The sequence below is a fragment of the Halococcus salsus genome, from assembly GCF_009900715.1.
Classification (GTDB): Archaea; Halobacteriota; Halobacteria; order Halobacteriales; family Halococcaceae; genus Halococcus; species Halococcus salsus.
In genome coordinates, this window is record NZ_JAAAJC010000001.1 from 677638 (window position 1) to 700515 (window position 22878).

General features: G+C 66.8%; 25 protein-coding genes. 9 read left to right on the plus strand and 16 right to left on the minus strand.

Annotated elements, in window-relative coordinates; genetic code table 11:
- Positions 1-36: 36 nt before the first annotated feature.
- Together GT355_RS03600 and GT355_RS03605 are read right to left on the minus strand one after the other, a co-directional pair.
- Entirely contained in the window at positions 37-834 is a 798-nt protein-coding gene (locus GT355_RS03600) for an enoyl-CoA hydratase/isomerase family protein (RefSeq protein ID WP_160133364.1), read from the minus strand.
- Positions 831-2405, minus strand: coding sequence for a long-chain-fatty-acid--CoA ligase (locus tag GT355_RS03605; RefSeq protein ID WP_160133365.1), 1575 nt, complete (start codon positions 2403-2405; stop codon positions 831-833). The genes GT355_RS03600 and GT355_RS03605 overlap by 4 nt, the downstream gene beginning before the upstream one ends.
- Before the next feature lie 282 nt (positions 2406-2687).
- Here GT355_RS03605 and GT355_RS03610 point away from each other — a divergent pair, with 282 nt between their 5' ends.
- Together GT355_RS03610 and sod are read left to right on the plus strand one after the other, a co-directional pair.
- Entirely contained in the window at positions 2688-4094 is a 1407-nt protein-coding gene (locus GT355_RS03610) for a cryptochrome/photolyase family protein (RefSeq protein WP_160133366.1), read from the plus strand.
- Between the two features lie 354 nt (positions 4095-4448).
- On the plus strand, positions 4449-5060 hold the full coding sequence (gene sod / locus GT355_RS03615; RefSeq protein WP_120073585.1) for a superoxide dismutase: 612 nt from the start codon (positions 4449-4451) through the stop codon (positions 5058-5060).
- A gap of 64 nt (positions 5061-5124) precedes the next feature.
- Here the strand turns inward: sod and GT355_RS03620 are convergent, their stop codons facing one another.
- The 3 genes from GT355_RS03620 to GT355_RS03630 form a co-directional block, all read right to left on the minus strand.
- Positions 5125-5580, minus strand: coding sequence for a ferritin-like domain-containing protein (locus tag GT355_RS03620; protein ID WP_160133367.1), 456 nt, complete (start codon positions 5578-5580; stop codon positions 5125-5127).
- 62 nt (positions 5581-5642) lie between these two features.
- Complete coding sequence (locus tag GT355_RS03625) at positions 5643-6626, minus strand: YndJ family protein (RefSeq protein WP_160133368.1); 984 nt, start codon at positions 6624-6626, stop codon at positions 5643-5645.
- Positions 6623-7294 carry a DUF4166 domain-containing protein gene (locus tag GT355_RS03630; protein WP_192927952.1) on the minus strand — a complete coding sequence of 224 codons (672 nt, stop codon included), beginning with the start codon at positions 7292-7294 and terminating at the stop codon, positions 6623-6625. Before GT355_RS03630 ends, GT355_RS03625 begins: the two co-directional genes overlap by 4 nt.
- A 173-nt stretch (positions 7295-7467) precedes the next feature.
- Between GT355_RS03630 and GT355_RS03635 the strand changes: the two genes are divergently transcribed.
- Entirely contained in the window at positions 7468-8454 is a 987-nt protein-coding gene (locus GT355_RS03635; protein WP_160133370.1) for a M57 family metalloprotease, read from the plus strand.
- Here GT355_RS03635 and GT355_RS17930 read toward each other — a convergent pair whose 3' ends face one another.
- The 5 genes from GT355_RS17930 to GT355_RS03655 all read right to left on the minus strand — a co-directional run bounded on the left by GT355_RS17930 (position 8455) and on the right by GT355_RS03655 (position 12544).
- Positions 8455-8619 carry an FmdB family zinc ribbon protein gene (locus GT355_RS17930; RefSeq protein WP_192927953.1) on the minus strand — a complete coding sequence of 55 codons (165 nt, stop codon included), beginning with the start codon at positions 8617-8619 and terminating at the stop codon, positions 8455-8457.
- 82 nt (positions 8620-8701) lie between these two features.
- Positions 8702-9796 carry an aminopeptidase gene (locus GT355_RS03640; protein ID WP_160133371.1) on the minus strand — a complete coding sequence of 365 codons (1095 nt, stop codon included), beginning with the start codon at positions 9794-9796 and terminating at the stop codon, positions 8702-8704.
- Between the two features lie 67 nt (positions 9797-9863).
- The gene (locus GT355_RS03645; RefSeq protein WP_160133372.1) at positions 9864-10142 is read right to left on the minus strand and encodes a hypothetical protein; all 279 of its coding nucleotides are present in this window, start codon (positions 10140-10142) and stop codon (positions 9864-9866) included.
- 78 nt (positions 10143-10220) lie between these two features.
- The gene (thrS, locus tag GT355_RS03650; RefSeq protein WP_160133373.1) at positions 10221-12143 is read right to left on the minus strand and encodes a threonine--tRNA ligase; all 1923 of its coding nucleotides are present in this window, start codon (positions 12141-12143) and stop codon (positions 10221-10223) included.
- Between the two features lie 50 nt (positions 12144-12193).
- Positions 12194-12544: a DUF5802 family protein gene (locus tag GT355_RS03655; protein WP_120073599.1), complete on the minus strand. Its 351-nt coding sequence runs from the start codon at positions 12542-12544 to the stop codon at positions 12194-12196.
- Between the two features lie 119 nt (positions 12545-12663).
- On the opposite strand from GT355_RS03655, the gene GT355_RS03660 reads away from it, so the two are divergent.
- Together GT355_RS03660 and GT355_RS03665 are read left to right on the plus strand one after the other, a co-directional pair.
- Positions 12664-13284 carry a transposase gene (locus tag GT355_RS03660; RefSeq protein ID WP_240145700.1) on the plus strand — a complete coding sequence of 207 codons (621 nt, stop codon included), beginning with the start codon at positions 12664-12666 and terminating at the stop codon, positions 13282-13284.
- A gap of 75 nt (positions 13285-13359) precedes the next feature.
- Positions 13360-14046, plus strand: a complete 687-nt coding sequence (locus GT355_RS03665; RefSeq protein WP_160133375.1) for an ArsR/SmtB family transcription factor — start codon at positions 13360-13362, stop codon at positions 14044-14046.
- 33 nt (positions 14047-14079) lie between these two features.
- Here GT355_RS03665 and GT355_RS03670 read toward each other — a convergent pair whose 3' ends face one another.
- Positions 14080-14652, minus strand: a complete 573-nt coding sequence (locus GT355_RS03670) for a hypothetical protein (protein WP_160133376.1) — start codon at positions 14650-14652, stop codon at positions 14080-14082.
- A gap of 82 nt (positions 14653-14734) precedes the next feature.
- A complete protein-coding gene (locus GT355_RS03675; protein WP_160133377.1) occupies positions 14735-15802 on the minus strand; it encodes a zinc-dependent alcohol dehydrogenase family protein in 1068 nt (355 codons plus the stop codon).
- Between the two features lie 242 nt (positions 15803-16044).
- On the opposite strand from GT355_RS03675, the gene GT355_RS03680 reads away from it, so the two are divergent.
- Entirely contained in the window at positions 16045-17379 is a 1335-nt protein-coding gene (locus GT355_RS03680; RefSeq protein WP_160133378.1) for an oxidoreductase, read from the plus strand.
- Here GT355_RS03680 and GT355_RS17935 read toward each other — a convergent pair.
- Positions 17355-17492: a dsRNA-binding motif domain-containing protein gene (locus GT355_RS17935; protein WP_007692799.1), complete on the minus strand. Its 138-nt coding sequence runs from the start codon at positions 17490-17492 to the stop codon at positions 17355-17357. The genes GT355_RS03680 and GT355_RS17935 overlap by 25 nt on opposite strands.
- A gap of 97 nt (positions 17493-17589) precedes the next feature.
- On the opposite strand from GT355_RS17935, the gene gatD reads away from it, so the two are divergent.
- The 3 genes from gatD (at position 17590) to GT355_RS03695 (ending at position 20072) form a co-directional block, all read left to right on the plus strand.
- Positions 17590-18852, plus strand: a complete 1263-nt coding sequence (gatD, locus tag GT355_RS03685) for a Glu-tRNA(Gln) amidotransferase subunit GatD (protein WP_160133379.1) — start codon at positions 17590-17592, stop codon at positions 18850-18852.
- A complete protein-coding gene (locus GT355_RS03690) occupies positions 18849-19760 on the plus strand; it encodes a GNAT family N-acetyltransferase (RefSeq protein WP_160133380.1) in 912 nt (303 codons plus the stop codon). The genes gatD and GT355_RS03690 overlap by 4 nt, the downstream gene beginning before the upstream one ends.
- A 75-nt stretch (positions 19761-19835) precedes the next feature.
- Positions 19836-20072 carry a DUF8066 domain-containing protein gene (locus tag GT355_RS03695; protein ID WP_160133381.1) on the plus strand — a complete coding sequence of 79 codons (237 nt, stop codon included), beginning with the start codon at positions 19836-19838 and terminating at the stop codon, positions 20070-20072.
- Between the two features lie 31 nt (positions 20073-20103).
- Here the strand turns inward: GT355_RS03695 and GT355_RS03700 are convergent, their stop codons facing one another.
- The 3 genes from GT355_RS03700 to GT355_RS03710 all read right to left on the minus strand — a co-directional run bounded on the left by GT355_RS03700 (position 20104) and on the right by GT355_RS03710 (position 22644).
- Positions 20104-21933 (minus strand): acetyl-CoA carboxylase biotin carboxylase subunit, encoded by a 1830-nt coding sequence (locus GT355_RS03700; RefSeq protein ID WP_160133382.1) that lies wholly within the window; start codon positions 21931-21933, stop codon positions 20104-20106.
- A gap of 110 nt (positions 21934-22043) precedes the next feature.
- Positions 22044-22349: a hypothetical protein gene (locus GT355_RS03705; RefSeq protein ID WP_160133383.1), complete on the minus strand. Its 306-nt coding sequence runs from the start codon at positions 22347-22349 to the stop codon at positions 22044-22046.
- Positions 22350-22410: 61 nt separating this feature from the next.
- Positions 22411-22644, minus strand: coding sequence for a hypothetical protein (locus GT355_RS03710; protein ID WP_160133384.1), 234 nt, complete (start codon positions 22642-22644; stop codon positions 22411-22413).
- Between the last annotated feature and the right edge of the window lie 234 nt (positions 22645-22878).

Here is a 22878-nt window from a genome sequence, read left to right on the forward strand (position 1 = left end):
CCGCCGGCCGCACCGCAACCGCCGCACCGCGGCGGCCTACCAGCCCTCGAAATCCGGTTCCTCACGACCCATGAACGACTCCGCGCCCTCGCGGTGGTCGTGGGTCTCGAACACCGCGGCCTGCGCGGCCGCCTCGTTCTCCATCGCCTGATCCAGCGTGCTTTCGAACCCCTGCCCGACCAGCCGTTTCGACGTCTTCAGGGCGACCGTCGGTCCCGTCGCGATCTCCTCGACGAACTCCGCGGCGCGCTCGTCGAACTCGCTCTCGGGGTAGACGTGGTTGAACAACCCCAGCGACTCCGCGCGGTCGGCCTCGACGAGCTCGCCGGTCAAAACCAGCTCCTTCGCGGTGTTCTCACCCACGATCCGCGGCAGGAAGTACGAGGTGCCCGAATCCACCGCCAGTCCCACCTGTCGGAAGCCGAAACTGATCTTCGACTCCTCGCTCGCGAGTTGGACGTCGCAGGCCACCGCGAGGTTCGCGCCCGCGCCGAACGCCACACCGTCGATCTTCGCCACCGTGGGCAGCGAGAAGCGCGCGACCCGCGTGATCGCCCGGCTGGTGTCCTGCACGATCCGCTCGACCGCCTCCGCGAGCGGCACGTCGCCCGCGAGCCGCTCGGCCATCGCGTTGACGTCCCCGCCCGCCGAGAACGCCCCGCCCGCACCCGTGACCACGAGACATCGCGCGTCGCTCCCTTCCACCTCGTCGAGCGCGTCGAGGATCCCCCGCGAGACTTCGTGCGTGAGCGCGTTGCGCACGTCCGGTCGGTTCACCGTCAGCGTCGCCACACCGTCCTCGACGTCGAGCAGGACCGCGTCCTCGTCGCTCACTGTGCCGCCCCCGTCCCCTGCTCGCGCTCACGGAGTTCGAACTTTTGGACCTTCCCGGTCGTCGTCCGCGGGAGCTCCTCGACGAACTCGACCTCGCGGGGATGCTTGTACGCCGCGAGGCTGTCGAGGCAGTACTCCTTGATCTCCTCCTCGGTCACGTCCGAATCGGGTCGCGGTACAACGAACGCCTTCACCGTCTCTCCGCGCCGCTCGTCCGGGATCCCCACGACGGCGGCGTCGGCCACGTCGGGGTGTTCGAACAGCAACTCCTCGATCTCGCGGGGATAGACGTTGTACCCGCCGGTGACGATCATGTGTTTCTCCCTATCCACGATGTAGAAGAAATCGTCCTCGTCCCAGTAGCCCACGTCGCCGGTGTGGAACCACCGTTTCCCACCTTCCTCGGTGAAGACCGCCTCGTTCGCCTCGGGCCGGTCGTGATAGCCCTTCATTACGTTCGGGCCGCTGACGACGAGTTCGCCGGTTATCTCGTCGAGGTCGGTCTCGCCCTCGTCGACCGGGCCGCGGTCGACCTTGCGGACCGGCTCGAACTCCCGGTCGACGATCTTCGCTTTCACGCCCGGTAGGGTCTGCCCGATCGACCCCGGCCGCCGCGCGTCGGGGCTGTTGAAGTGGGTCACCGGCGAGGTCTCGGTGAGGCCGTAGCCCTCGTAGAGTTCGATCCCGAACTCCTCCTCGAACCGCCGGAGCACCTCCATCGGGAGGCTGCTCCCGCCCGCGTTGACGAACCGGAGCGACGAGCAGTCGAACTCGTCGAGGTTCGGCTGGTTCACGACGTCGTTGTACATCGCCGGCACGCCCTGCATGATGGTGATGTCCTCGGACTCGATGAGCGAGAGCGCCTGCTGGGCGTCCCACGACGGCAGCGGGTAGTAGGCGGCCCCCGAGAACAGCGAGGTGTTCATCGTCACCGTCATGCCATAGATGTGAAAGAGCGGGAGCACCCCGAGCGAGCGGTCGTCGGGCTTGGTGCCGCCGGGCAGGAGGTCGGTCGCCATCCGCGCGTTCGAGGCGAGGTTGTCGTGGGTCAACAGCACCCCCTTCGGCTGGCCCGTGGTCCCCGAGGTGTAGGGCTGACACGCCACGTCGTCGTCCGCACGGTCGACCACTTCGGGAGCCTCGTCGACGAGGAACGCCTCGAACGACGTCGCACCGTCGGCCTCGCCGAGGCTCACGACCGTCTCGACCTCGGTCTCCTCGCGGACTTCCTCGACCACCGGGACGAGGTCCGCGAGCGTGACGACGAGTTTCGCGCCGCTGTCGTCGAGCAGGTGACCGATCTCCCGAGATTTGTACTGCGGGTTCATGGGGACCACGACCGCCCCCGCCCGGAGCGCGCCGTGGAAGCTCACCACGAACTGCGGGAGGTTCGGGAGGTAGACCCCGACGCGGTCGCCGGGTTCGATCCCGACCTCGGCGAGCCCCGCCGCGAACTGCCCGACCTGCGCCCAGAACTCCCGGTAGCTCAGGTCCCGCCCGTCGTAGTGGATCGCGGTCGCGTCCGGGTGCGCCGTCGCCGCGGACTCGACGTTGGTCACGAGATTCGTCATGGATTCCCATGAAGGAACGCGTGCCGTCGGTTAAAACGTTCCCCTCACGCGAAACAGTGGTCGGTGCTTTCCGACCTCTGATTACCGATCGTAATCGGTCGGGGTTTCGCGTCCGGGTCAGTCGCCGAGGGAGACCTCGCGGATACCGTCGCGACCCGCCTGCTGTTCTCGAGAGCGACCGGCACGAGCCTCGACCTAGGTTCGTCGCGTAGGGGGCGCTTCGGTCGAGGTCGGGGGTGCCACGACCCGATGACTTAGGAAACCCGACGCCGTACCCCGCTCATGCGACTCCACTGGCACCGCCGTGACCTCCGGGTGGCGGACAACCGTGCGCTCGCGGCGGCCGCCGAAAGCGAGGTCCTCCCGGTGTTCGTCTTCGACCCGACCGTCCTCGACCACGCGGGTCCGGCTCGGGTCGCGTTCCTCCTCGACTCGCTCGGCGCGCTCCGCGAGGACTACCGCAAGCGTGGCGGCGACCTCGTCGTTGCACGGGGCGACCCGGCCGAGGAGCTCCCGCGGCTCGCCGACGAGCACGGGGCCGAGGCGGTGTTCTGGAACCACGATTACACGGGGCTCGCCCGCGAGCGCGACCAGCGGGTCGCGAACGCGCTCGACGACGCCGCCATCGACCACGAGGCGTTCCACGACGCAGTCCACCACGAGCCCGGGGCCATCACGACCAACGACGGCGACCCGTATGCAGTGTTCTCCTACTTCGGGAAGAAGTGGCTCGACCGCGAGAAGGAGTCGTCGTATCCCGCGCCGGACGGGGACGCCCTCCGGGCCGTCGACGGCGATAGCGACGACCTCCCGACGCTCGACGACTTGGGGTTCGACGAACCCGACGCGAGCCTCCCGGAAGCCGGGACCGAGGCGGCGCGGGACCGACTGGATTCGTTCTGCGAGGCGGCGATCGGGGAGTACGAGACCGAGCGCGAGTACCCCGCCCGCGCGGGCACCTCGCGGCTCTCCCAGGACCTGAAGTACGGGACCATCGGGATCCGGGAGGTCTCCGAACGGGTCGCCGAGGCCGCCGAGCAGGCCGACAGCGACGACGCGCGCGAGTCGATCGAGACCTACCGCGAGGAGCTCGCGTGGCGGGAGTTCTACACCCAGGTGCTCCAGTACAACCCGGAGGTCGTCACGGAGAACTACAGCTCCTACGAGAACCCGATCGAGTGGCGCGAGAGCGACGACGACCTCGACGCGTGGAAGGCGGGCGAGACGGGTTATCCCATCGTGGACGCCGGCATGCGCCAGTTACGCGAGGAGGCGTACATGCACAACCGCGTGCGGATGATCGTCGCCGCCTTCCTCACGAAGGACCTGATGCTCGACTGGCGCGCGGGCTACGACCACTTCCGGGAGCTGCTCGTCGACCACGACACCGCCAACGACAACGGCGGCTGGCAGTGGGCAGCCTCCACCGGGACCGACGCCCAGCCCTACTTCCGGGTGTTCAACCCGATGACCCAGGGCGAGCGCTACGACCCCGACGCCGAGTACATCAAAAAACATGTCCCGGAACTCGACGATGTGGACCCCGACGACATCCACTCGTGGCACGAGCTCGGCGAGGACGAGCGTGGGGAGCTAGCTCCCGACTATCCCGACCCGATCTGTGACCACAGCGAGCGCCGCGAGGAAGCTATCGCGATGTTCGAACGCGCACGCGGCGATGACGAGTGAACTGTTCGGGACGACATCCCGAATACCACGAACGGGTAGCTTCGCTCCATGATCCCGAACTTCACGGAGATGCGCGTTCCCGAATCCCGACGCAACCGAGTGACCGCACAGCACCGCCCCGAACCGCCCCGCGACAGCCACGAGCCTCCCCAACCGATTCACTTCACTCGCTTCGCTCGTTTCGTTCATCCCTCGCACAATGTCCGCGGACGGCACTCGCGTCGCTCGTGCCGACCGCGAGCGCGCGCCACGGCGGGTGGTCAGGATCGACGATCCGTCGCCATGTGGAACGCTATCAATGCTGTATCAAGCTTTAACAGTCATCGCGGCGTTGTATGACGTGGAGGAAATACAATGCCTGAACACTCTCATCCGGAGCTGCCACCGCTCCCCTACGACTACGACGCGCTCGAACCCCACATCTCCGAACAGGTGCTCGAATGGCATCACGACACCCACCATCAGGGCTACGTGAACGGCCTCGAGAGCGCCGAGGAGACCCTCGCGGAGAACCGCGAGTCCGGCGACCACTCCTCGACGGGTGGTGCGCTCAACAACGTGACCCACAACGGCTCGGGGCACTATCTCCACACGATGTTCTGGGAGAACATGAGCCCGAACGGCGGCGGCGAACCCGACGGTGACCTCGCCGACCGCATCGCGGAGGACTTCGGTTCCTACGAGGGCTGGAAGGGCGAGTTCGAGGCCGCCGCGTCCGCGGCCTCGGGCTGGGCGCTGCTGGTCTACGACCCGGTGGCCGAGCAGCTCCGCAACGTGGCCGTCGACAAGCACGACGACGGTGCACTCTGGGGCTCCCATCCGGTACTCGCGCTCGACGTCTGGGAACACTCGTACTACTACGACTACGGTCCCGACCGCGGCAGCTTCATCGACGCCTTCTTCGAGGTCGTCGACTGGGACGCCGCCGCCGACAACTACGCGAAGACCGTCTCGAACCACGAGTAATCCCCGAACCCACGCATTTTTCGCGCGCTCGACCCGATAGCGCCGCGGCCGTTTCGGCGAGTCGTTACTCCTTGTAACCCTTCCGGAAGCTCCGGAACTCCGTCCGGTGGGACTCCTCGTCCGAGAGCAGCGTCACCGCGAGGTCCTCGGTCACGGGGTCGTCGGCCTCGCGCGCGGCCGAGATGAGGTCCCGATAGGTGTCGATCGCCGCCTCCTCGTACTCGATCACGCCGTCGATCACTGACAGCACGTCCGCGGTGTCCTCGGGCGGCTGGAGGTTCTCCTGGTGGGGTTCGAACTCGAAGGAGGCCGGCGGCTGGGCGTCGAGCTCCTTCAGTCGCTCGCCGATGCGCTCGGCGTGGAGGAGCTCCTCCTCGGTCGCGTCGGTCCGGAGGCTCGCCTTGACCTCCTCGGCGGCGACGCCGTCGAGCACCGTCGCGTTCGTGAGGTAGTTCATCACCGTCTCTATCTCGTCGTTGTACGCCGTCCGGAGCAGGTCGATCACGTCGTCGCTCGTCATACGCGGGGCGCTACTCCACCCATCGTCTTAGCGATGTGGGTCGGCGCAGTTCTCCCGGTCCCTCACTCCACCCGAGCGGCGCGTGGCACCGCGAGTCGCCACCCGACCGCCCCGACCAGCGCGAACCAGTAGGCGTTGAGCGACCCGTGGAGCGAGACCATCGTTCCGATCGGGATCCGTAGACCGAACCCGGCGAACGTCGAGACCCCGTAGCCGAGCGCGAGCACCATCGAGACCGGGAGCGCGAGCGCGGAGACCGAGACCAGCACCCGCTGCGCCGGCGGCCGACCGGGCGCAACCCGGAGGACGATGTACCCCCCGAGGGCTCCCACGGCGACGGTGAAGCCGCCGACGGCGAGGACTTCGACGACGGGCGAAAAGGAGATCCCGACCGCGATGAACGCCGGACCGAGGAGGACGACCGCCGCCAGGCTCCGAAACCCCGGCCCCAACCCCACGCGGTCGCCGAGCGCCCGGCCCGCGAGCCCGGTCAACACCGGAAGCATGAACCCCGCGAAGTGGAAGTGGATCGCCGTCAGGAAGACGATCACCGGGTCGAACCAGAGGGTGATCCCGAGGTGGTGGAGCACGAGCGCTCCCGCACCGACGATGGCGTAGGCGAACCCCGCGTCGATCAGGGTCTCCGAGAGCGGCCACAGCCCCCGATCCCGAACCCGTGTGATAGCGGTGACCCCGAGCGCCCCCGTCACCGCGACCCACGGCACCGCGGCGAGCGCCGGCCCAAGTCCACCCGAGGGCAGGAGGAACGACGCGAGCACCAGTAGTCCGGCGACCGGCTGGCCGAGCACGGCGGCGGTGTACCACCGACGCGCGGCCCCCTCGAAGGCCGGCGTGGCTGCCATCCCCATCCCGAGCGGGACGACCACGAGCACCGCGAGCGAGACCGCCCGCTGGATCGCGTCGAGGTCCGCGACCGCCACCGCCAGCACCCACGCCGTCCCGCCGACGACCGCGCTCACGTCGGTGCGTCCGAACTCGCTCGGCAGCCACCCCACCGACGACCGCTCGGTCCCGACGTCGGTCATCCCGGCGGCAGGCGGTCGAGCCCGCTGGTCGGCCGCAGGTCGTCGGTGACCGTCGAAGCGGGTTCGCTCTCCTGGGTGAACGTCCCGCGATAGCTCAGGATGTGGCCCGCGAGCGGGTTCTCGATGGTCGCGTCGACGTGATAACGTTCGCCGGTCTCGTCGTAGCGGTCGCGGACCTCGACGCTCGCGGCGAGCGGGTCGGGAATCCGGCGGTACCGGCCACCCAGCCGGAGCCACTGGGCACCCGACTCGACGACGAGCACGCCCGCCTCCACGCGCGGCTGGAGTTCGCTCACGAGATGCCCGCCGGTACCGAGGAAGTCGAACAACCGGTCCCGCTCGCTGTCCCAGACGGTGAGGGAGTCGAACCGTCGGCGCTCGTCCCCGAACTCGAACTCACGGACCGTCGCGAGCGCCTCGTGTCCCCCTTCCCGAAAGCCCGCGGTTCGAACCGTGAACGGAACGTCGTGGCCCGCCTCGGGGAAGAGGAGGTTCAGCGCCGTCATCGGGTAGAGCGCGGGGAGCACGTGGGTCCCGCGCGTGATGTCCATCCGACCGCGCCCGAGCCCGATCGTATCGTCGTCGGCGTCGACCGCGTACCGCTCCCGAACCTTCGGATGGAGGTCGTCGGCCGCCGCGCCGAGCGCGTGTTCGTACACCCCGGTCATCGTCGTCGCTCCGTTGGCCTGTTCGTCCGCCCGCGAAGCCAGTCCCGATCCCCGAGGAAACCTCTCATATTCGGGATCGGTTCGTGCTGGACAAAAACGTTCGTGCGGTCCGGTCGCGGTCGTCGAGGCCGACGGCGCAAGGGTGATACCGCCGACGGTCCACCCTTCGAACAATGAGTAGGGCGGCGCGTGTCGTGGTCGTAGTCTGTCTCATCGCTTCGACCGGGTGTGTGGGGTTCTCCGGGGACTCGTTGCCGAGACCAATCGCGGGCTTCGCCGGGGACCCCGACAACCCCTACCCGAGCGAGAACCTCACCGTGGCGGTCGAGGCCAACGCCACCGACCGCGACTTCGCGCCGCTCGTCCGCGAAGCGCTCGATTACTGGGAGGCCAACGACGAACGCTACCTCAACTACACGGTGAACGCCACGGTCGTCCCGAACGCGACCGACCCCGACATCCGGGTCTCGTTCGCCCCCGCGCTCTCGACGTGTGGCGACGTCAGCCACGCCGCCGGCTGTGCACCGCTGATAACCAACCCGACCCAGACCGCCGACACGGTCGAGATCAGTGCGCTCGACAACCTCTCCGACGATTCGACCGTCCACGTCGTCGAACACGAACTCGGCCACGCCTTCGGGCTCGGCCACGACGACGACCCACAGTCCGTGATGGCATCCCGCACGACCCTCCGGGCGCTCCCCCAGCCGAACGCGACCGACCGGGCGCTGGCGTGGGACGACCCCACGCTCGCGGTCTACCTCGTGAACACGACGCCGGCGACCCGCGAGCAGATCCGCCACGCGCTCGCGTACTACGACCGCGGCGCGGACGGGACGGTCCCCGAGAACGTCTCCTTCCGTTCGACCCGAAACCTCAGCGAAGCCGACGTCGTGATACGCTTCGCGTCGGACGCGGCGTGTGTCTCCCGACAGGAGTCGTGCGGCTCGGTCTTCGGGACGGACTCCGACGGCGACGGCGCGCTCGAACGCTACGAGCGGGTCGACATCACCCTCACCGACCTCGAGACCGACGTCGTCGGGTGGCACGTCGCCCGGTGGCTGGGGCTCGGCTTCGGTGTCGAGAACGAGTCCGCCTACCCGCCGGCGCTCGCGGTCACGACCACCCACGACCACCGGGCGGGCGAGTGGTGGCGATAGCTACACCGAGTCCCACTCGCGCCGCCGTACCGAGTAGCCACCACACTCCGGACAGACCTGCCAGCGCTCGTCGAAGCCCGCTTCACAGTTCCGACAGACGTACTCCGTCTCGTCAGCGTCGTTCGCCGCCCCGATCCGGCCTCTGAGACGTTCGAGATAGCTCATTCGCGACCACTCCCGATCGGGCTTCGGCCAGAAACACTAAATACTTTGTCGGGGTCGCACCGCGAGTCCGTCCACCGAATCGCTACTCGAATCCGTCCTCCCACTCGAAGACACCGTCGCGCTGGACCACGCTTCCGTCGATCTCGAGACGTGATCCCTCGCTCATGTCGGTGATCAGGTCGATGTGGACCGCGCTCTCGTTGCCCGCCTCATCATCGGGGAGACAGGCGTCGTAGGCCCGACCGAGCGCGAGATGCACCGTGCCGGCCATCTTCTCGTCGAACAGGATGCTGTCGGTCGGGCGGTCGATACCGCGATTCATCCCGATCCCCAACTCGCCGAGCCGTCGGGATCCCTCGTCGGTGTCGAGTATCTCGCCGACGACCTCGGCGTTCTGGCCCGCGTCGAAGTCGACGACCACACCGTCCTCGAACCGGAGCCAGACGTCGCGCACCTGTCTTCCCCGGAGGGTCATCGGGACGTCGAAGGTGACCTCGCCCTCGGTAGCGTGGGGCGCGGTGAACACCTCGCCGCTCGGGAGGTTGTGTGAGTCGTCGGCGACCGACGCCGTGGAGTTCACTGCGGTTCGGTTCTCGACCGACATCGTGAGGTCGGTCCCGTCGGAGACGATCCGGACTTCGTTCCCCTCGTCGAGGCGGTCCTTCATCCCGGCCATCTCCTCGGCGAGCGACTCCCAGTCCCGGAGCACGGCGTCGTAGACGAACTCCTGGTACTCTTCGTAGCTCATGCCGGCCTGCTGGGCGAGCGATCGGGTGGGGTGCACGGTCGAGACCCAGTCGGTGTCCAGCCGTGCCTCGCGGATCCCGGTGGTGGCCTTCGAGGCGGCGTCGAGCCGGTCGCCGGGCACGTCGGCCATCGCGCTGGTGTTCCGCCCGCCGCCGAGCGAGAGGACGGCGTCCGCGTTCTCGTAGAGCGCGAGTTCGTGGTCGGGGTCCGCGTCGAACGCCTCGTCGTGGCCGTCGAGATAGGCCCGACTCGTCTCCGCGGAGCCGTAGACAGTCACGAGGTTCGCACCGCGCTCGCCCAGCGCGCGGGCCACCGCGACCGCGAGGTCGTGTGCACCCTCGGCAACGCTCACGACGACGTCGTCGCCCGCCTCGATCCGCGCGCTCCAGTCGACCAACACCCTCGCGTGATCCTCGATCCGGTCGTCCATGCACGGTTCTCACTCGCCGCGAACAAAACCCCGACTATCGGACCACGATCCCCGTCCCCTCGTTCCATCACCCACGCCAGTCGCTGACGCGCTTCGTCTCGTCGACCTCGACGTGCTTCTTGTTCGTCTTCCGGATCCACGCCGCGAACTTCTCCATCTCCGCCGACTCCTTGAGCGCCGTCACGGTGTTGAAGCGGTGTTTGAGCTCGTGGTTGGTGAACACCGCGTGGATCTGGCGGTGACAGGGTCCACAGACGGGAACGATAGGACTCTCCTTCCGGTTCTTCGGGATCAGGTGGTGTCTCGTGGTCTCGACCTCGCGCTCGCAGATCACGCACTCGTCCATACCAACGTTCGTCGTCGCTCCCTCATCGCTCCTCGGGCGGGAGCAACCGATTCCGGGACCGGACCGTTTCGACCGCCCTCAGTCGAGGAAGTCGGGGGTCGTCCGTTTCTCGTCGCGCTCGGCTTCGAGGTGTGCGCGGAAGTCCTCTATCGAGACACCGTCCTGCTCGCGCTCCTCGCGGTCGCGGACCGAGACCGTCCCGGCCTCCTCCTCGGTGCCCCCGACGATGAGCATGTAGGGGAGCCGGTCGTCGTGGCCCGCCCGGATCTTCCGGCCGACCGTCCACGACCGGGTCTCGACCGAGGTTCGGAAGCCATCGAGTTCGTCGGCGACCGACTCGGCGTACTCGATGTTGTCGTCGCTCACAGGGAGGATCCGGACCTGTTCGGGCGCGAGCCAGAGCGGGAAGTTGCCGTTGAAGTGCTCGATGAGCACCATGAAGAAGCGCCCGTAGCTGCCGTAGAGCGCGCGGTGGATCATCACCGGTCGGTGGGTTTCGTTGTCCTCGCCGGTGTACTGCAGGTCGAGCCGCTCGGGCATATTGAAGTCCAGCTGGACGGTGGGGCCGTCCCAGACCCGCCCGAGCGCGTCGCCGAACGAGAAGTCGATCTTCGGGCCGTAGAACGCACCGTCGCCCTCCTCGACCTCGTAGTCGTAGCCCCCCTCGTCGAGGACGTCCCTGAGCTGAGATTCGGCCTGGTTCCAGAGCTCGTCACTGCCGACGGACTTCTCCGGGCGCGTCGCCAGCGCGAGTTCGGCGTCGAGGTCCACGACCTCCATCACCTCGAAGATGGTCTCCATGATCGTCTCTATCTCGGCGGCGATCTGGTCCGGACGAACGAACAGGTGGCCGTCGTCGATGGTGAACGACCAGGTTCGCGAGAGCCCCGAGAGCTCGCCGCGTTGCTCCTTCCGGTAGACGGTGCCGTCCTCGAAGTACCGAACCGGGAGGTCGCGGTAGCTCCACGATTGATCCTCGAAGATCATCGCGTGACCGGGACAGTTCATCGGCTTCAGACCGTACTCCTCGTCGTCGACGTCGAGGAGGAACATGTCGTCGACGTAGTTGTCGTAGTGGCCCGACTGCTTCCAGAGTTCGGTCCGGAAGAGGTGTGGGGTCTCGACCGGCTCGTAGCCCGCATCGAGGTTGAGCGAGCGCGCGTACTCGGAGAGCGAATCCAGGACCCGCTTCCCGTTCGGGTGGTAGAGCGGCAGACCGGGTCCCGCGGTCTCGGAGATCGAGAAGAGATCCATCTCCCGACCGATCTTCCGGTGGTCGCGTTCGGCGGCCTCCGCACGCCGTTCGAGGTAGTCGTCGAGTTCGCCCTCGGACTCGAAGGCCGTACCGTAGACCCTGGTCAGCGTCTCGTTGTCCTCGTCGCCACGCCAGTAGGCCGCCGAGATCTCGAGCAGCGCGAACCCGCCGATCTCGCCCGTCGAGTCGACGTGCGGACCGCGACAGAGGTCGTAGAAGTCACCCTGTTCGTAGACGCTCACTGGGTCCTCGCCCGCGACCTCCGTATCGAGGATCTCGCGTTTGAACGGGTTGTCGTCGTAGGCGTCGAAGGCCTCCTCGCGCGACCACTCGGTTCGTTCGATCGCGAGGTCCGCCTCGATGATCGACTCGGCCTCGTCCTCGATCGCCTCCAAGTCCTCTTCGTCGAGGTCGACGTTCGCGATGTCGTAGTAGAACCCCTCGTCGGTCCACGGGCCGATGGTGAGTTTCGCCTCGGGGTAGAGTCGAGTGAGCGCCTGGGCGAAGACGTGGGCCGCGGAGTGCCTGAGCACGTCGAGGTACTCGTCGGACTGGTCGGTCACGATCTCGATCTCGACGTCCGACAGGAGTGGCTGGGCCTTGTCGACCAGATCTCCATCGACGACGCCCGCCACGGTGTCCCGACCGAGCCCGGGGCCGATCTCGTAGGCCACGTCCTCGACCGTCGAGCCCCGCTCGACGTCCAGTTCGGAACCGTCCGGCAGCGTCACGACGACATCGCTCATGGGCCGAATAGGTCCCACGCGCGGCATAAGCCTGTTGAGACGGTCGTCGGTCAGACCGCGCGCCCCGCGACCCGGAGGAGCTGTGCCGCACGGTCGGCCTTCGCGAGGAACACCTCCCGAAGCGTCGGCGGGGCCTCCACCCGCGACCCCGCGATCACCGACTCGGGGAGCCAGAGGGTGTCGCGCGGCACCCCGTCGTCGCCGTGGACCGCGAAGTGGCTGGTCTCGAGTTTCATCACCAGCGGGAGGTCGGTCCGCTCGACCCCCTCCTCGGTCGTGTAGAGTTCGCGGTTGAGCCGTTCGTGGGTGGTGCGCTGGATGAACGCACCCGACCCCTCGTCCGGGGTCGGTTCGATGGAGAGCCGGCCGACGTAGTAGGCGCGCGAGAACCGTTCGAACATGCTATGGTGATACATGCCACACACCGGTACTAAACGTTTCGGCCGGGCCGACCGAGCGGGTTGAGAGCCGACGCGAACGGCCAGCGAGTTTTTATCCCGGCCTCGTCAACCGGGTGGCAGTGAACACGAACGCCGCGGTCGTCGTCGCCCTCCTCGTACTGGCTGGTGGGGTCGTGGGCATGACCTCACAGGCGCAGCCGACCGGGACCACCACCCAGCGCGACGTCGACGGGGGGACATTCGACGACGTCTCGACGTTCATGCAGCGCGGCGTCGTCGCGACCAACGGCTCCGTCGACGCCGGGATGTGGCTCGCGGCGTTCGAGACGGCCAACAACCTCTCCCGGAAGCAGACGCTCGTCCAGCACCGTGCCGCGACCCTCGACGAACGGCTCGACCGACTCGAAACCCGGGCCGAGCGGTTTCCGCCCGAGAACGCGACGTCGCTCGCCCTCCGGAGCCACCGGGTTCGGCTGGTCGCCGAACGCGAGGCGCTCCGGAACGCGGTGAGCGAGGCCAAGACCACCGCGGCGAGCGAGGGCGTGAACGCGACGACGTTCGACGACCTCGACGGCCGGATCGAGAACCTGACGATACCGGCCCCCGGTTCGAACGCCAGCGCCGCCACCGACACCACCAGCGCGAACGTCACCGCCCCGAACGGTTCGGCCGCGACCGCCGACGACGTCCGGTTCGCGGGGGTCACCCACCGGTCGGGAACGACCTACAGCGGTCCGTAGGGACCGACGGCCGGTCTCGGGGTGCGTCCCGTGGCACCGGCGAGGTTTTACGCTCTGAGCACTAACGAAAGGTGAATGGATTCCGCGGCGCTGCTCGATCTCCTGGGGAACGAAAACCGTCGGCGCATCCTCAGACTCCTCGCCCAACGGCCCTGCTACGTCACCGAGATCAGCGACGCGCTCGGGGTGAGTCCGAAGGCGGTGATCGGCCACCTCCGAAAGCTCGACGAGGCCGGGCTGGTCGAGAGCCGGGTCGACGACGGCCGTCGGAAGTACTTCCGGATCTCCCGAAACCTCCGGCTCGAAGTCACGGTCTCACCTTACGGGTTCGGTGCGAAGAGCGCCTATCCGGCGAGTTCGAGCCTCGACATCGCGTCGTGTCGGTACGTCTCGATCGACGTCGCGACGGACGACACCAGCGACCTCGCCGACCTCGCCGCCGACCTCCACCGCTTCGAGGAACTGGAGGACGAGCTCTCGCTCGCCCAGCGGTGGGTCCAGGGTCGGCTCGCCACGCTCCACGACGCGCTCACCGACGAGGTCGAGGCCGGACTCGCCGTCGACGACCGTTCCGGCACCGCGGACCACGGCGACGCGCGCTTCTGTGCCGAGCTGCTCGCCGGGATCGAGGCGGGCGCGCGCACCGCCGATAAACTCGCCGAACGGCTCGGGGTGCCCCTCCCGGTGGTCGAGGACGCGCTCGACCTGCTGATGACCCACGGGCTCGCGAGCCGCGAGAACGGCCGCTGGACGGTCGAGTAACCGACTTCGTCGAACGGTGACGGGCAGACACGCCTACAGGTCGCGCGTGAGCCCGTCGCGGAGGTCCCGACCGAAGTAGTGGCCGAGCACCCCACAGACCAGCCCGATGACCGCGAACCCGGCGATGAAGACCGGCCCGCTGCCGTCGACGAACGCGAGGTAGATGTGGTTCTGGAGCGCGCTCCCGCCCGCGACCAGCCCCGCCGCGAGGCCGGCCTCGGCGTAGTATCGACGGCTGCCGATCGCCCCGAGAACGAACGTCGCGAGGAACAACCCGAGGAACGCGAGCGGGCCCCCGATGAGCGGGATGAACCCGCCGAGACCGCTCCCGACCGCCGTGAGCACGAGCGCGACGACGAAGGCCTTGAGCGAGAACACGCCGTCCATCCGCCGGCGGAGCGTCGACCCGCTCCCCGAACGGGTCGCGTCGGCTTCCGTCGTGGTCGGTCCGGCGGTCGTCGCCTCGGTGGTCGTCGCTCCGGCGCGGTCGCTCGACCCGCGACGCCGGGACTCGTCGCCCTCCCCGGTGATGTCGTCGACCTCGGCGAGGAGGTCGTCGACGTCGCGAGTCTTGGTCTTCGTCCCCTCGCCGCCACCGTCAGCCATACTCCGACTCGGGGCCCGAACGGCATGGGTTTTTCCCCATGCGTCGGGAACGGGTTTCGCCCGTCGAGCGCGACCCGGTCGGTTAGCTGCTGAAGTCGGTGCAGACCGGGATCCCCAGCGTATTGAAGTCGGTCATCGCCGCGAGCTCGTCGGGGACGCCGTGGATGTCGACGGTCTTCTCGACCAGCGCCGCGGGGTCGAGCTTACTGGATTCGATCATGTCGAGCATCTCGCTGTAGCGCGACGGCTGGAGCCCGAGCGAGCCGTGGAAGTCGATCTCCTTCGCGACGAAGTCGTCGGTCGGCAACGGGATCATCCCCGCCTCGTCGGACGTAGTCAGCCCGATCTGGACGTGTGTGCCACCCTTTCGGAGGCTGTTGACCGCGTTCCGACACGTCGTCTCGATCCCGAGCGCGTCGGCCGAGACGTCCGCGCCGCCGTCGGTGATGGCCCGGACCTCGCCCGCGGCGTCGTCGACCTCGCTGGCGTTGACGGTGGCGACCGCGCCGAGCTCCTCGGCCTTCTCGAGCTTCTCGTCCATGAGATCCACCGCGACCACGTTGCCGCCGAGCGCGTTCGCGATGTGGACGGCCGAGAGACCGATGCCGCCACAGCCGTGGATCACGACGTCGTCGCCGGCGTGGACGGGTCCGCGGTGGGCCATCGCGTGGAACGAGGTCATGAACCGGCAGCCACAGCCCGCAGCGGTCTCGGCGTCGATGGTGTCCGGGAGCGCCACGGCGTTGATGTCGGCGTGTGGGATGTGGACCTCCTCGGCGAACGCTCCGGGGGCCTCGTTCATGAACCCGAGACCGACGTGGTTGTCACAGATGTTCTCGCGCCCGTTCCGACATCGGTCGCAGATGCCACACGCGAAGTTGAACGGGATGGCGACCGCCTGACCCTCCTCGACGGTCTCGACGTCCTCGCCGACGGCGACGATGCGGCCGGTCGGTTCGTGACCGAGGACGTGCGGCGGGTCGGGACGGTAGCCGAACCAGTCCCAGTCGCCCTGCCAGCAGTGCCAGTCCGAACGGCACACGCCGCAGCCGACGACCTCGGCCACGGCTCCGTCGGGTTCCGGTTCGGGACGATCCACGTCCTGGACGGTCAACGGCTCCTGAAACTCCTCCAGTACGACTGCCTGCATGGCATTCACAAACAACGCCGGCCGTTGCAATCAGTTTAACTTATTATTTATTATATTTAGAATAAGTAATTTTCTGCCAGTCAGGGCTTTCGGGGGCAGTACAGGAGATACGAACTGTCGCCCATCCCATCGATTCGCCGTTTCAAGGGCCAATCCACGATTCCGGGTGCGTCCGCGACCCGTTCGAGTGAGCAACCAGCACGAACCAAACCGCTAAACGGCTTACGGGCGAACGCCACTGCATGTCACCCCGACTCGAAACGACGATCGAGATCGGGGGTCGTCGGGTGAAAAACCGACTGTACCGCGCGCCGCTGCTCGAATGTGCCGGCGACGGTCCCGAGGCGGTCGACCGGCTCATCGGTCAGCTCGAACCCGCGGCGGCCGCCGGTGCGGGCTTGCTGTTCCAGGGTGCGATGCCCGTTCACCGCGAAACCGGCCACGTCGCGCCGAACATGATGAGTCTCGCCGCCCCGCGACCCGACCTCGAACGGCTTACGGACGCGATCCACGACCACGGCGCGCGGATATTCGCCCAGATCGACCACGGCGGCCTTCGTTCGCTCGAAGCCTGGCATCACGCCTACGGCGAGGCTCGTCCCGGGGTTCGACAGCTCGCGGTCTCCGAACCGCCACGCCTCCTGCGACTCGCCGCGCGCGCCGGGTTTCTCGACCTCGACTACGAGGTCCTCTCGACGGAGGGGGTTCACGACCTCGCCGCCGATTTCGGCCGCTCGGCCGCCCACGCCATCGACGCGGGCTACGACGGGGTCCATCTCGCCGGGGCGAACATGGGCATCATCCAGCAGTTCCTCTCGCCCTACTACAACCGCCGAACCGACGCGTTCGGCGGCTCGTTCGAGAGTCGACAGCACTTCCTCGAACTCGTTCACGAGGAGATCCGGGACCGGGTCGGCGACGTTCCCGTGCTGACCAAACTCCCGTCGGAAGCCGCCGCCCCGCCGTTCGTCCGGCCGCGGCTCTCGACGGCCGACGGGGTCGAGATCGCGCGCCGACTCGAAGCCATCGGGTTCGACGGCCTCGTCCCGGTTCGGGCCTCCACGTTTTGGGACATGAGCATCGTCCGCGGCGAGTACCCCGACCGCGGCTGGGAGGGTTCAGCCTTCCGCGAGGGCTATGCGGCAGCGTTCGGAAGCGAGTGGCGGGCGCGGGCGGTCGCGCTCGCGAACCGTCTCCAGGCCCGCGAGTACGACCGCGAAGCCGGTTGGAACGCCGACTTCTGCCGGCGCGTGCGCGACGCCGTCTCGATCCCCGTCTTGTGCGAGGGCGGCCTCCGTCGGCGCTCGACGATGGACGACCTGCTCGGCGACGACTGCGACATGGTCGGGGTCGGCCGGCCGTTCTACGCCGAACCGCGGCTCCCCGCGCGATTGCTCGACACCGATGAGAGGGACACCGATCTCTCGAACGACCCGCGCGCCGTCTGTGAGAGCTGTAACAACTGTACCATCCCGCAGGCGACCGGCGCACCGGGGGTCTGTCGGACCCCGTCGGTGCTCCGAAAGCGTGGCGAGTTCGAGAGAGCAGGGGCCTACGACCGCGCCGAAACCCGATAGCGGACCCCGACCTCATTGGTGCTGAGTTCGTCCTTGCGTCGCTTCGCCTCCTTTCGGGTCTCGAACGGCCCCTCGACCACGTCGTCGCCAACGGTGACGTAGTATTCGGTCATTCCTACCTATCGGATGGGGGTGCTCAAATCACCTTTGAACCCCGACGAACGCGTCTCGAACGGATGGGTTGAAGTCCGGCGACTCGATAGGTGGGATATGAACCCGGGCGACCGCGTCCGACTCACGCGCGAGGGCCGAACCCACGAGGGCGTCCTCCTCCCCTCCTCGACCGACGAGCACGTCGTCCTCAAGCTCGACGGCGGCTACAACGTCGGCATCGAGCGGGCAGGAAGCGAGACCGAGGTCGTCGAGGCCGACGTCTACGACATCGCGAGCGCCGACGAGGACGACGCCTCGGAAGTGGAGTTCGACGAGGACCTTCCGACCGTGGCGCTGATCTCGACCGGCGGCACCATCGCCTCCACCGTCGACTACCGAACCGGCGCGGTGACCGCCCAGTTCGACGCCGAGGACGTGCTCCGGGCGGTGCCGGAGCTCGCGGGGCGGGCGAACTACCGGGGGAGAGTTGTGGCGAACATCCTCTCCGAGAACATGACCCCGGATATCTGGCAGGACCTCGCACACGCGGTCCACGAGGAGATCGAAGCGGGTGCGGACGGCGTCGTGGTGATGCACGGCACCGACACGATGCAGTTCTCGGCCTCGGCGCTCGCGTTCATGCTCGACACCCCCGTTCCGGTGGTGTTCACCGGCAGTCAGCGCTCGGCCGACCGGCCCTCCTCCGACAACGTGATGAACGCGGTCTGTGCCGTCGAGGCAGCCAAATCCGACTGTGCGGAAATCATGGTCTGTATGCACGCGACGGACTCGGACGACCGGTGTGCGCTCCACCGCGGAACCCGGGTCAGGAAGAATCACACCTCACGCCGCGACGCCTTCGAGACGGTAGGTGCGCGTCCGCTCGGCTGGGTCGACTACGACGCCGAGGAGGTGACTTTCCGCCGGGAGTACCACGAGCGTGATGCGACGGACCTCGCCATCGCGCCCGACCTCGAAACCGACGTCGAGTTAGTGAAGTTCACCCCCGGCACGAGCGAGGCGGTGCTCGACGCGGTCGCGGGGAGCGCCGGCCTCGTCGTCGAGGGGACGGGGCTCGGTCACGTCCACACAGACTGGATCCCACGGATCCGGGAACTGATCGAGGACGGGACGACCGTCGCGATGACGAGCCAGTGTCTCGGGGGCCGAGTCTGTGACCGGGTCTACGACACCGGGCGCGACCTGCTCGATGCGGGGGTCATCGAGACCGAGGACACCCTGCCGGGGACCGCGAAGGTCAAACTGATGTGGGCGCTCGCGAACACCGACGACCCCGAGGAGACGATGCGAACCCCGGTGGCCGGCGAGTGTTCCGAGCGCTCGGTCCCGCTCGAAAACGCCCCCGAGGGACGGCCGTGAGCGCCGGGGTCCACCTCCGCGAGGCGGAACCGGACGACTACGACGACGTCGTGGCCTTCACCAGTGAGACCTGGGCCGATCGCGAGACGAGCGACTACCTCCCCGACGTCTATCACGACTGGATCGCGGGCGACCCCGACCGAAAGCGGACCCTGGTCGCCGACGCGGGCGACGACATCGCCGGGCTCTGCCAGGTCGTGTTCCTCTCCGACCACGAGGCGTGGGCCCAGGGGATGCGCGTCAACCCCGCCTACCGCGGGGAGGGAATCGGGGTTCGACTCAACGACGCGCTGTTCACGTGGGCGCGCGAGCAGGGCGCGACCGTCTGTCGGAACATGGTCTTCTCGTGGAACGTCGCGGGGCTCGGTATCTCGCGCGCCGCGGGCTACGACCCCCGAACCGAGTTCCGGTGGGCGCGACCCGAACCCGACACGGTGGACGACACCGACGACCACGAGATCGTCTCGGACCCCGACGCGGCCTGGAGCTTCTGGCAGCGCTCGACGGCACGGCGCGACCTCGCGGACCTCACCCTCGCGATGGACGAATCCTGGGCCGTCTCGGAACTCACCCGCGAGACGCTCCACCGCGCCGCCGAGGAGACGCGGGCCTTCGCGGTCAAGCGGCCCGACGAGGGAACCCGGGCGATGGCGTATCGGACACGCGACTTCGAGTACGGTGACGGCGACGAGGCCGAACGCGTCGCGGAGTACGGCGTCGGTGCGTGGGCCGACCTCGACGCGGCGCGGGCGCTCTTCGGTGCCATCGGAGCCGACGCCGCCGACCTCGGTGCGGACCGGACCCGGGTGCTGATCCCCGAGACCGTCACGGCGGTCTCGGACGTCGCCGCGCTCCGCATCGGCGTGAGCGAGGAGCCGGACTTCGTGCTCGAAGCCGACCTCACCTGAGCAGTTTTCGCCCCGCTTTTCCGTTCAATGTCCCCGTCCGGTAGGATGATGTAGTCAGCATTCGCGACGAGTGCTATGCCCGACCGAACGGATGCACGCTCCCGACACGTACTGGTCGCTGCAGTCGGCGTCAACGTTGTGGTCTTGCTCTACAGCATCCTCATCGCCAACCAACTGTTCGTCGGATTCGGACTCCTCGGATTTCTCGTCTTCCTGTACGTGCTTCATCTCGCGTATCGACTCGTCCGGGCACACGAACGGATCGCGGACGCGCTCGAAATGCGACGAAACGAGCCGATGAACGAACGCTGACACCTCACCGCCCCCGCCACCTGCGCGAGGCTCAGTCGAGCACCACGAGCACGTCGCCCATGTCGACCGATTCGCCTTCCGTCGCGGCGACCTCGACGACGGTGCCGCCGCGCGAGGCCACCACGTCGTTCTCCATCTTCATGGCTTCGAGCACGCAGAGCACGTCGCCGGAGGAGACCTCGTCGCCCTCCTCGACGTTGACGTCGAGAATGGTGCCCTGCATCTCTGCGGTGACCTGTTCACCCTCCGCCGTACTAGTACTACTCTCGTCGCTCCCACCGTCGCTCGGCCCGGCCGAACCGAGTTGCTGGGTGTCCCCGGAGCCGTTCGCGGCCTGGATCGGCGGTGCGCCGCGCTCTTCGAGATTGACCTCGAAGCGCTTGCCGTTGACCTCGACCACGAAGTCCCGTTCGGTGACCTCCTCGTCCTCGCCGCCCTCGGTCCCGCCCGTCGGACCCCACTTCTCCTGGGCCTCCTCGATTTCCTCGGGATCGAGCTCCTCGTCGAGGTAGTTCGTTGTGTGTGTCCCTGCCGAGAAGGCGTCGTCGTCGAGCATCAGACGGTGGAACGGGATGACAGTAGTGACGCCCTCGATCTCGAACTCGGCGAGCGCACGCTTGCTCCGCGCGAGGCACTCCTCGCGGTCCGCGCCCCACACGATCAGCTTCGCGAACATCGAGTCGTAGTCCCCGACGACCTCGTCGCCCTGCTTGTGGGCGTCGTCGAGGCGGACCCCGATCCCACCGGGCGGGTCGTAGGTTTCGAGCGTCCCCGTCCCGGGTGCGAACTCGTTCGCGGCGTTCTCGGCGTTGATCCGGAACTCCATCGCGTGGCCGTCGAGTTCCACCTCGTCCTGGGCGAACGGGAGTTCCTCGCCGTCGGCCACCCGGATCTGCTGTTTCACGATGTCGATGCCCGTGAGCTCCTCGGAGACGGTGTGTTCGACCTGAATCCGAGTATTGACTTCGAGGAAGTAGAAGTCGCTGTCCGCACCGAGGAGTCCGTCCCCGTTGCGGTCGGTGTCCTCGACGAGGAACTCGAAGGTGCCGGCGTTGTAGTAGTCGGCGGCGTCGGCACCGTCGCGGGCGGACTCCTGGATCTCCGTCCGGAGGTCGTCCGTGAGCGCGGGGCTCGGGCCCTCCTCGATGACCTTCTGGTGGCGTCGCTGGAGCGAGCAGTCACGTTCCCCGATGTGGCGGACGTTGCCGTGGTGGTCGGCGATGATCTGGACCTCGATGTGGCGCGGGGCTTCGAGGAATCGCTCGACGAAGACCGAGTCGTTGTCGAAGTAGGCCTCACCTTCGCGCTGGGCGCTCTCGAACTTGTCCTCGATCTCCGATTCCTCCTCGACGACCTTCATCCCGCGCCCGCCACCGCCACCCTCGGCCTTGATGGCCACGGGGTAGCCCGCCTCCTCGGCGAACTTCCGGATCTCGTCGGCGGACTCGACCGGGTCGTCGGTGCCAGGTACTGTGGGCACGCCGGCGGCGCTCATCTCCTTTCGCGCGCTGGTCTTCTCGCCGAGGAGTTCCATCGAGTCGCTCGACGGGCCGATCCAGGTCATCTCGCTGTCCTCGACGAGCGCGGCGAAGCGCGCGTTCTCGGCGAGGAAGCCGTAGCCCGGGTGGACGGCGTCCGCGCCGGCCTTCTCGCCCGCCTCGACGATGGCGTCCCCATTCAGATAGGAGTCGGCAGCGCGCGCTGGACCGACGTTGTAGGCCTCGTCGGCGTACCGGACGTGGCCCGAATTCTTGTCCGCCTCGGAATAGACCGCCACTGTGCCGATCCCGAGTTCTTCGCACGCACGCATCACGCGCACGGCGATCTCCCCTCGGTTGGCGACGAGAACCTTCTCGAACATTCGTTCGCATGATAGACCGACTCCGCGCTTAAAACTATACACTCTGTGTCGGGAGTTGTGTCGGCGGGCGAACTGTTCATCACCCTCTGTATGCTCTTCCCAGGGTGGAATTATGAATCATCCTCGACATACTTGAGAAAATCTTGAGCCAGATGTATACAGAACGATGCATCATTGATTGCCCGCTCACCGTCCTCTATTTCGAATATTATCGAAGGGTCAGTATCTAATTCTGGAGCACCATATTTTGCCTTTTCATAGAAAATGCTCCAAAGTTGGGTGAGGAATATAGCACGCACAATGTCGTCTCGCCTTCCATAATCTGATGGGATAGTGTGGTAAAATGCTTGAGTTTTACCAGATTCATAATTGATACCATGACTATAGTCAAAATCACACCCTATGGCCTTGAACATACATTTTACAGATAACTCAACACACATCTGACAGTCAATTAGGATATTCTGAATATGTCCTTCAATGTCGGTTACTTTCTGCTGTCGTGGAAGCAGTACTGTAGTCCATTTTTCCTGGGTTGGCAACATTGTTAGCGTCACCACCGGTAACGATCTCGTTCTTTTCTTCGCTATATAGCGCAATCACCTCTTCTTCTTCTACTTCAGAGATGCGTTCTCGCATAAAATTGAGTCGGCGAACTGCCTCATTCAGTTGAAGTCTTGCATACTCTCGATCGTCGGGTCGGTCAACCATACGCCATGTAACTGATTCCTGACGACTTGAATCTTGTAGAGATATACATAATATTTCTGTAATAGTGCCATCACTCACGAGTTCCCGTTAATCGATAGGTTGTACTCAACGATCTCACGAGACACCTCCAAGACGAACTCGAAACTGCCGACACGGAATGACCTGAAGCTATCAACGAGATCCACCGGACGCTGCGCGAGAAGCGGTCGATAGCCGACATTTCTGAATAATCCC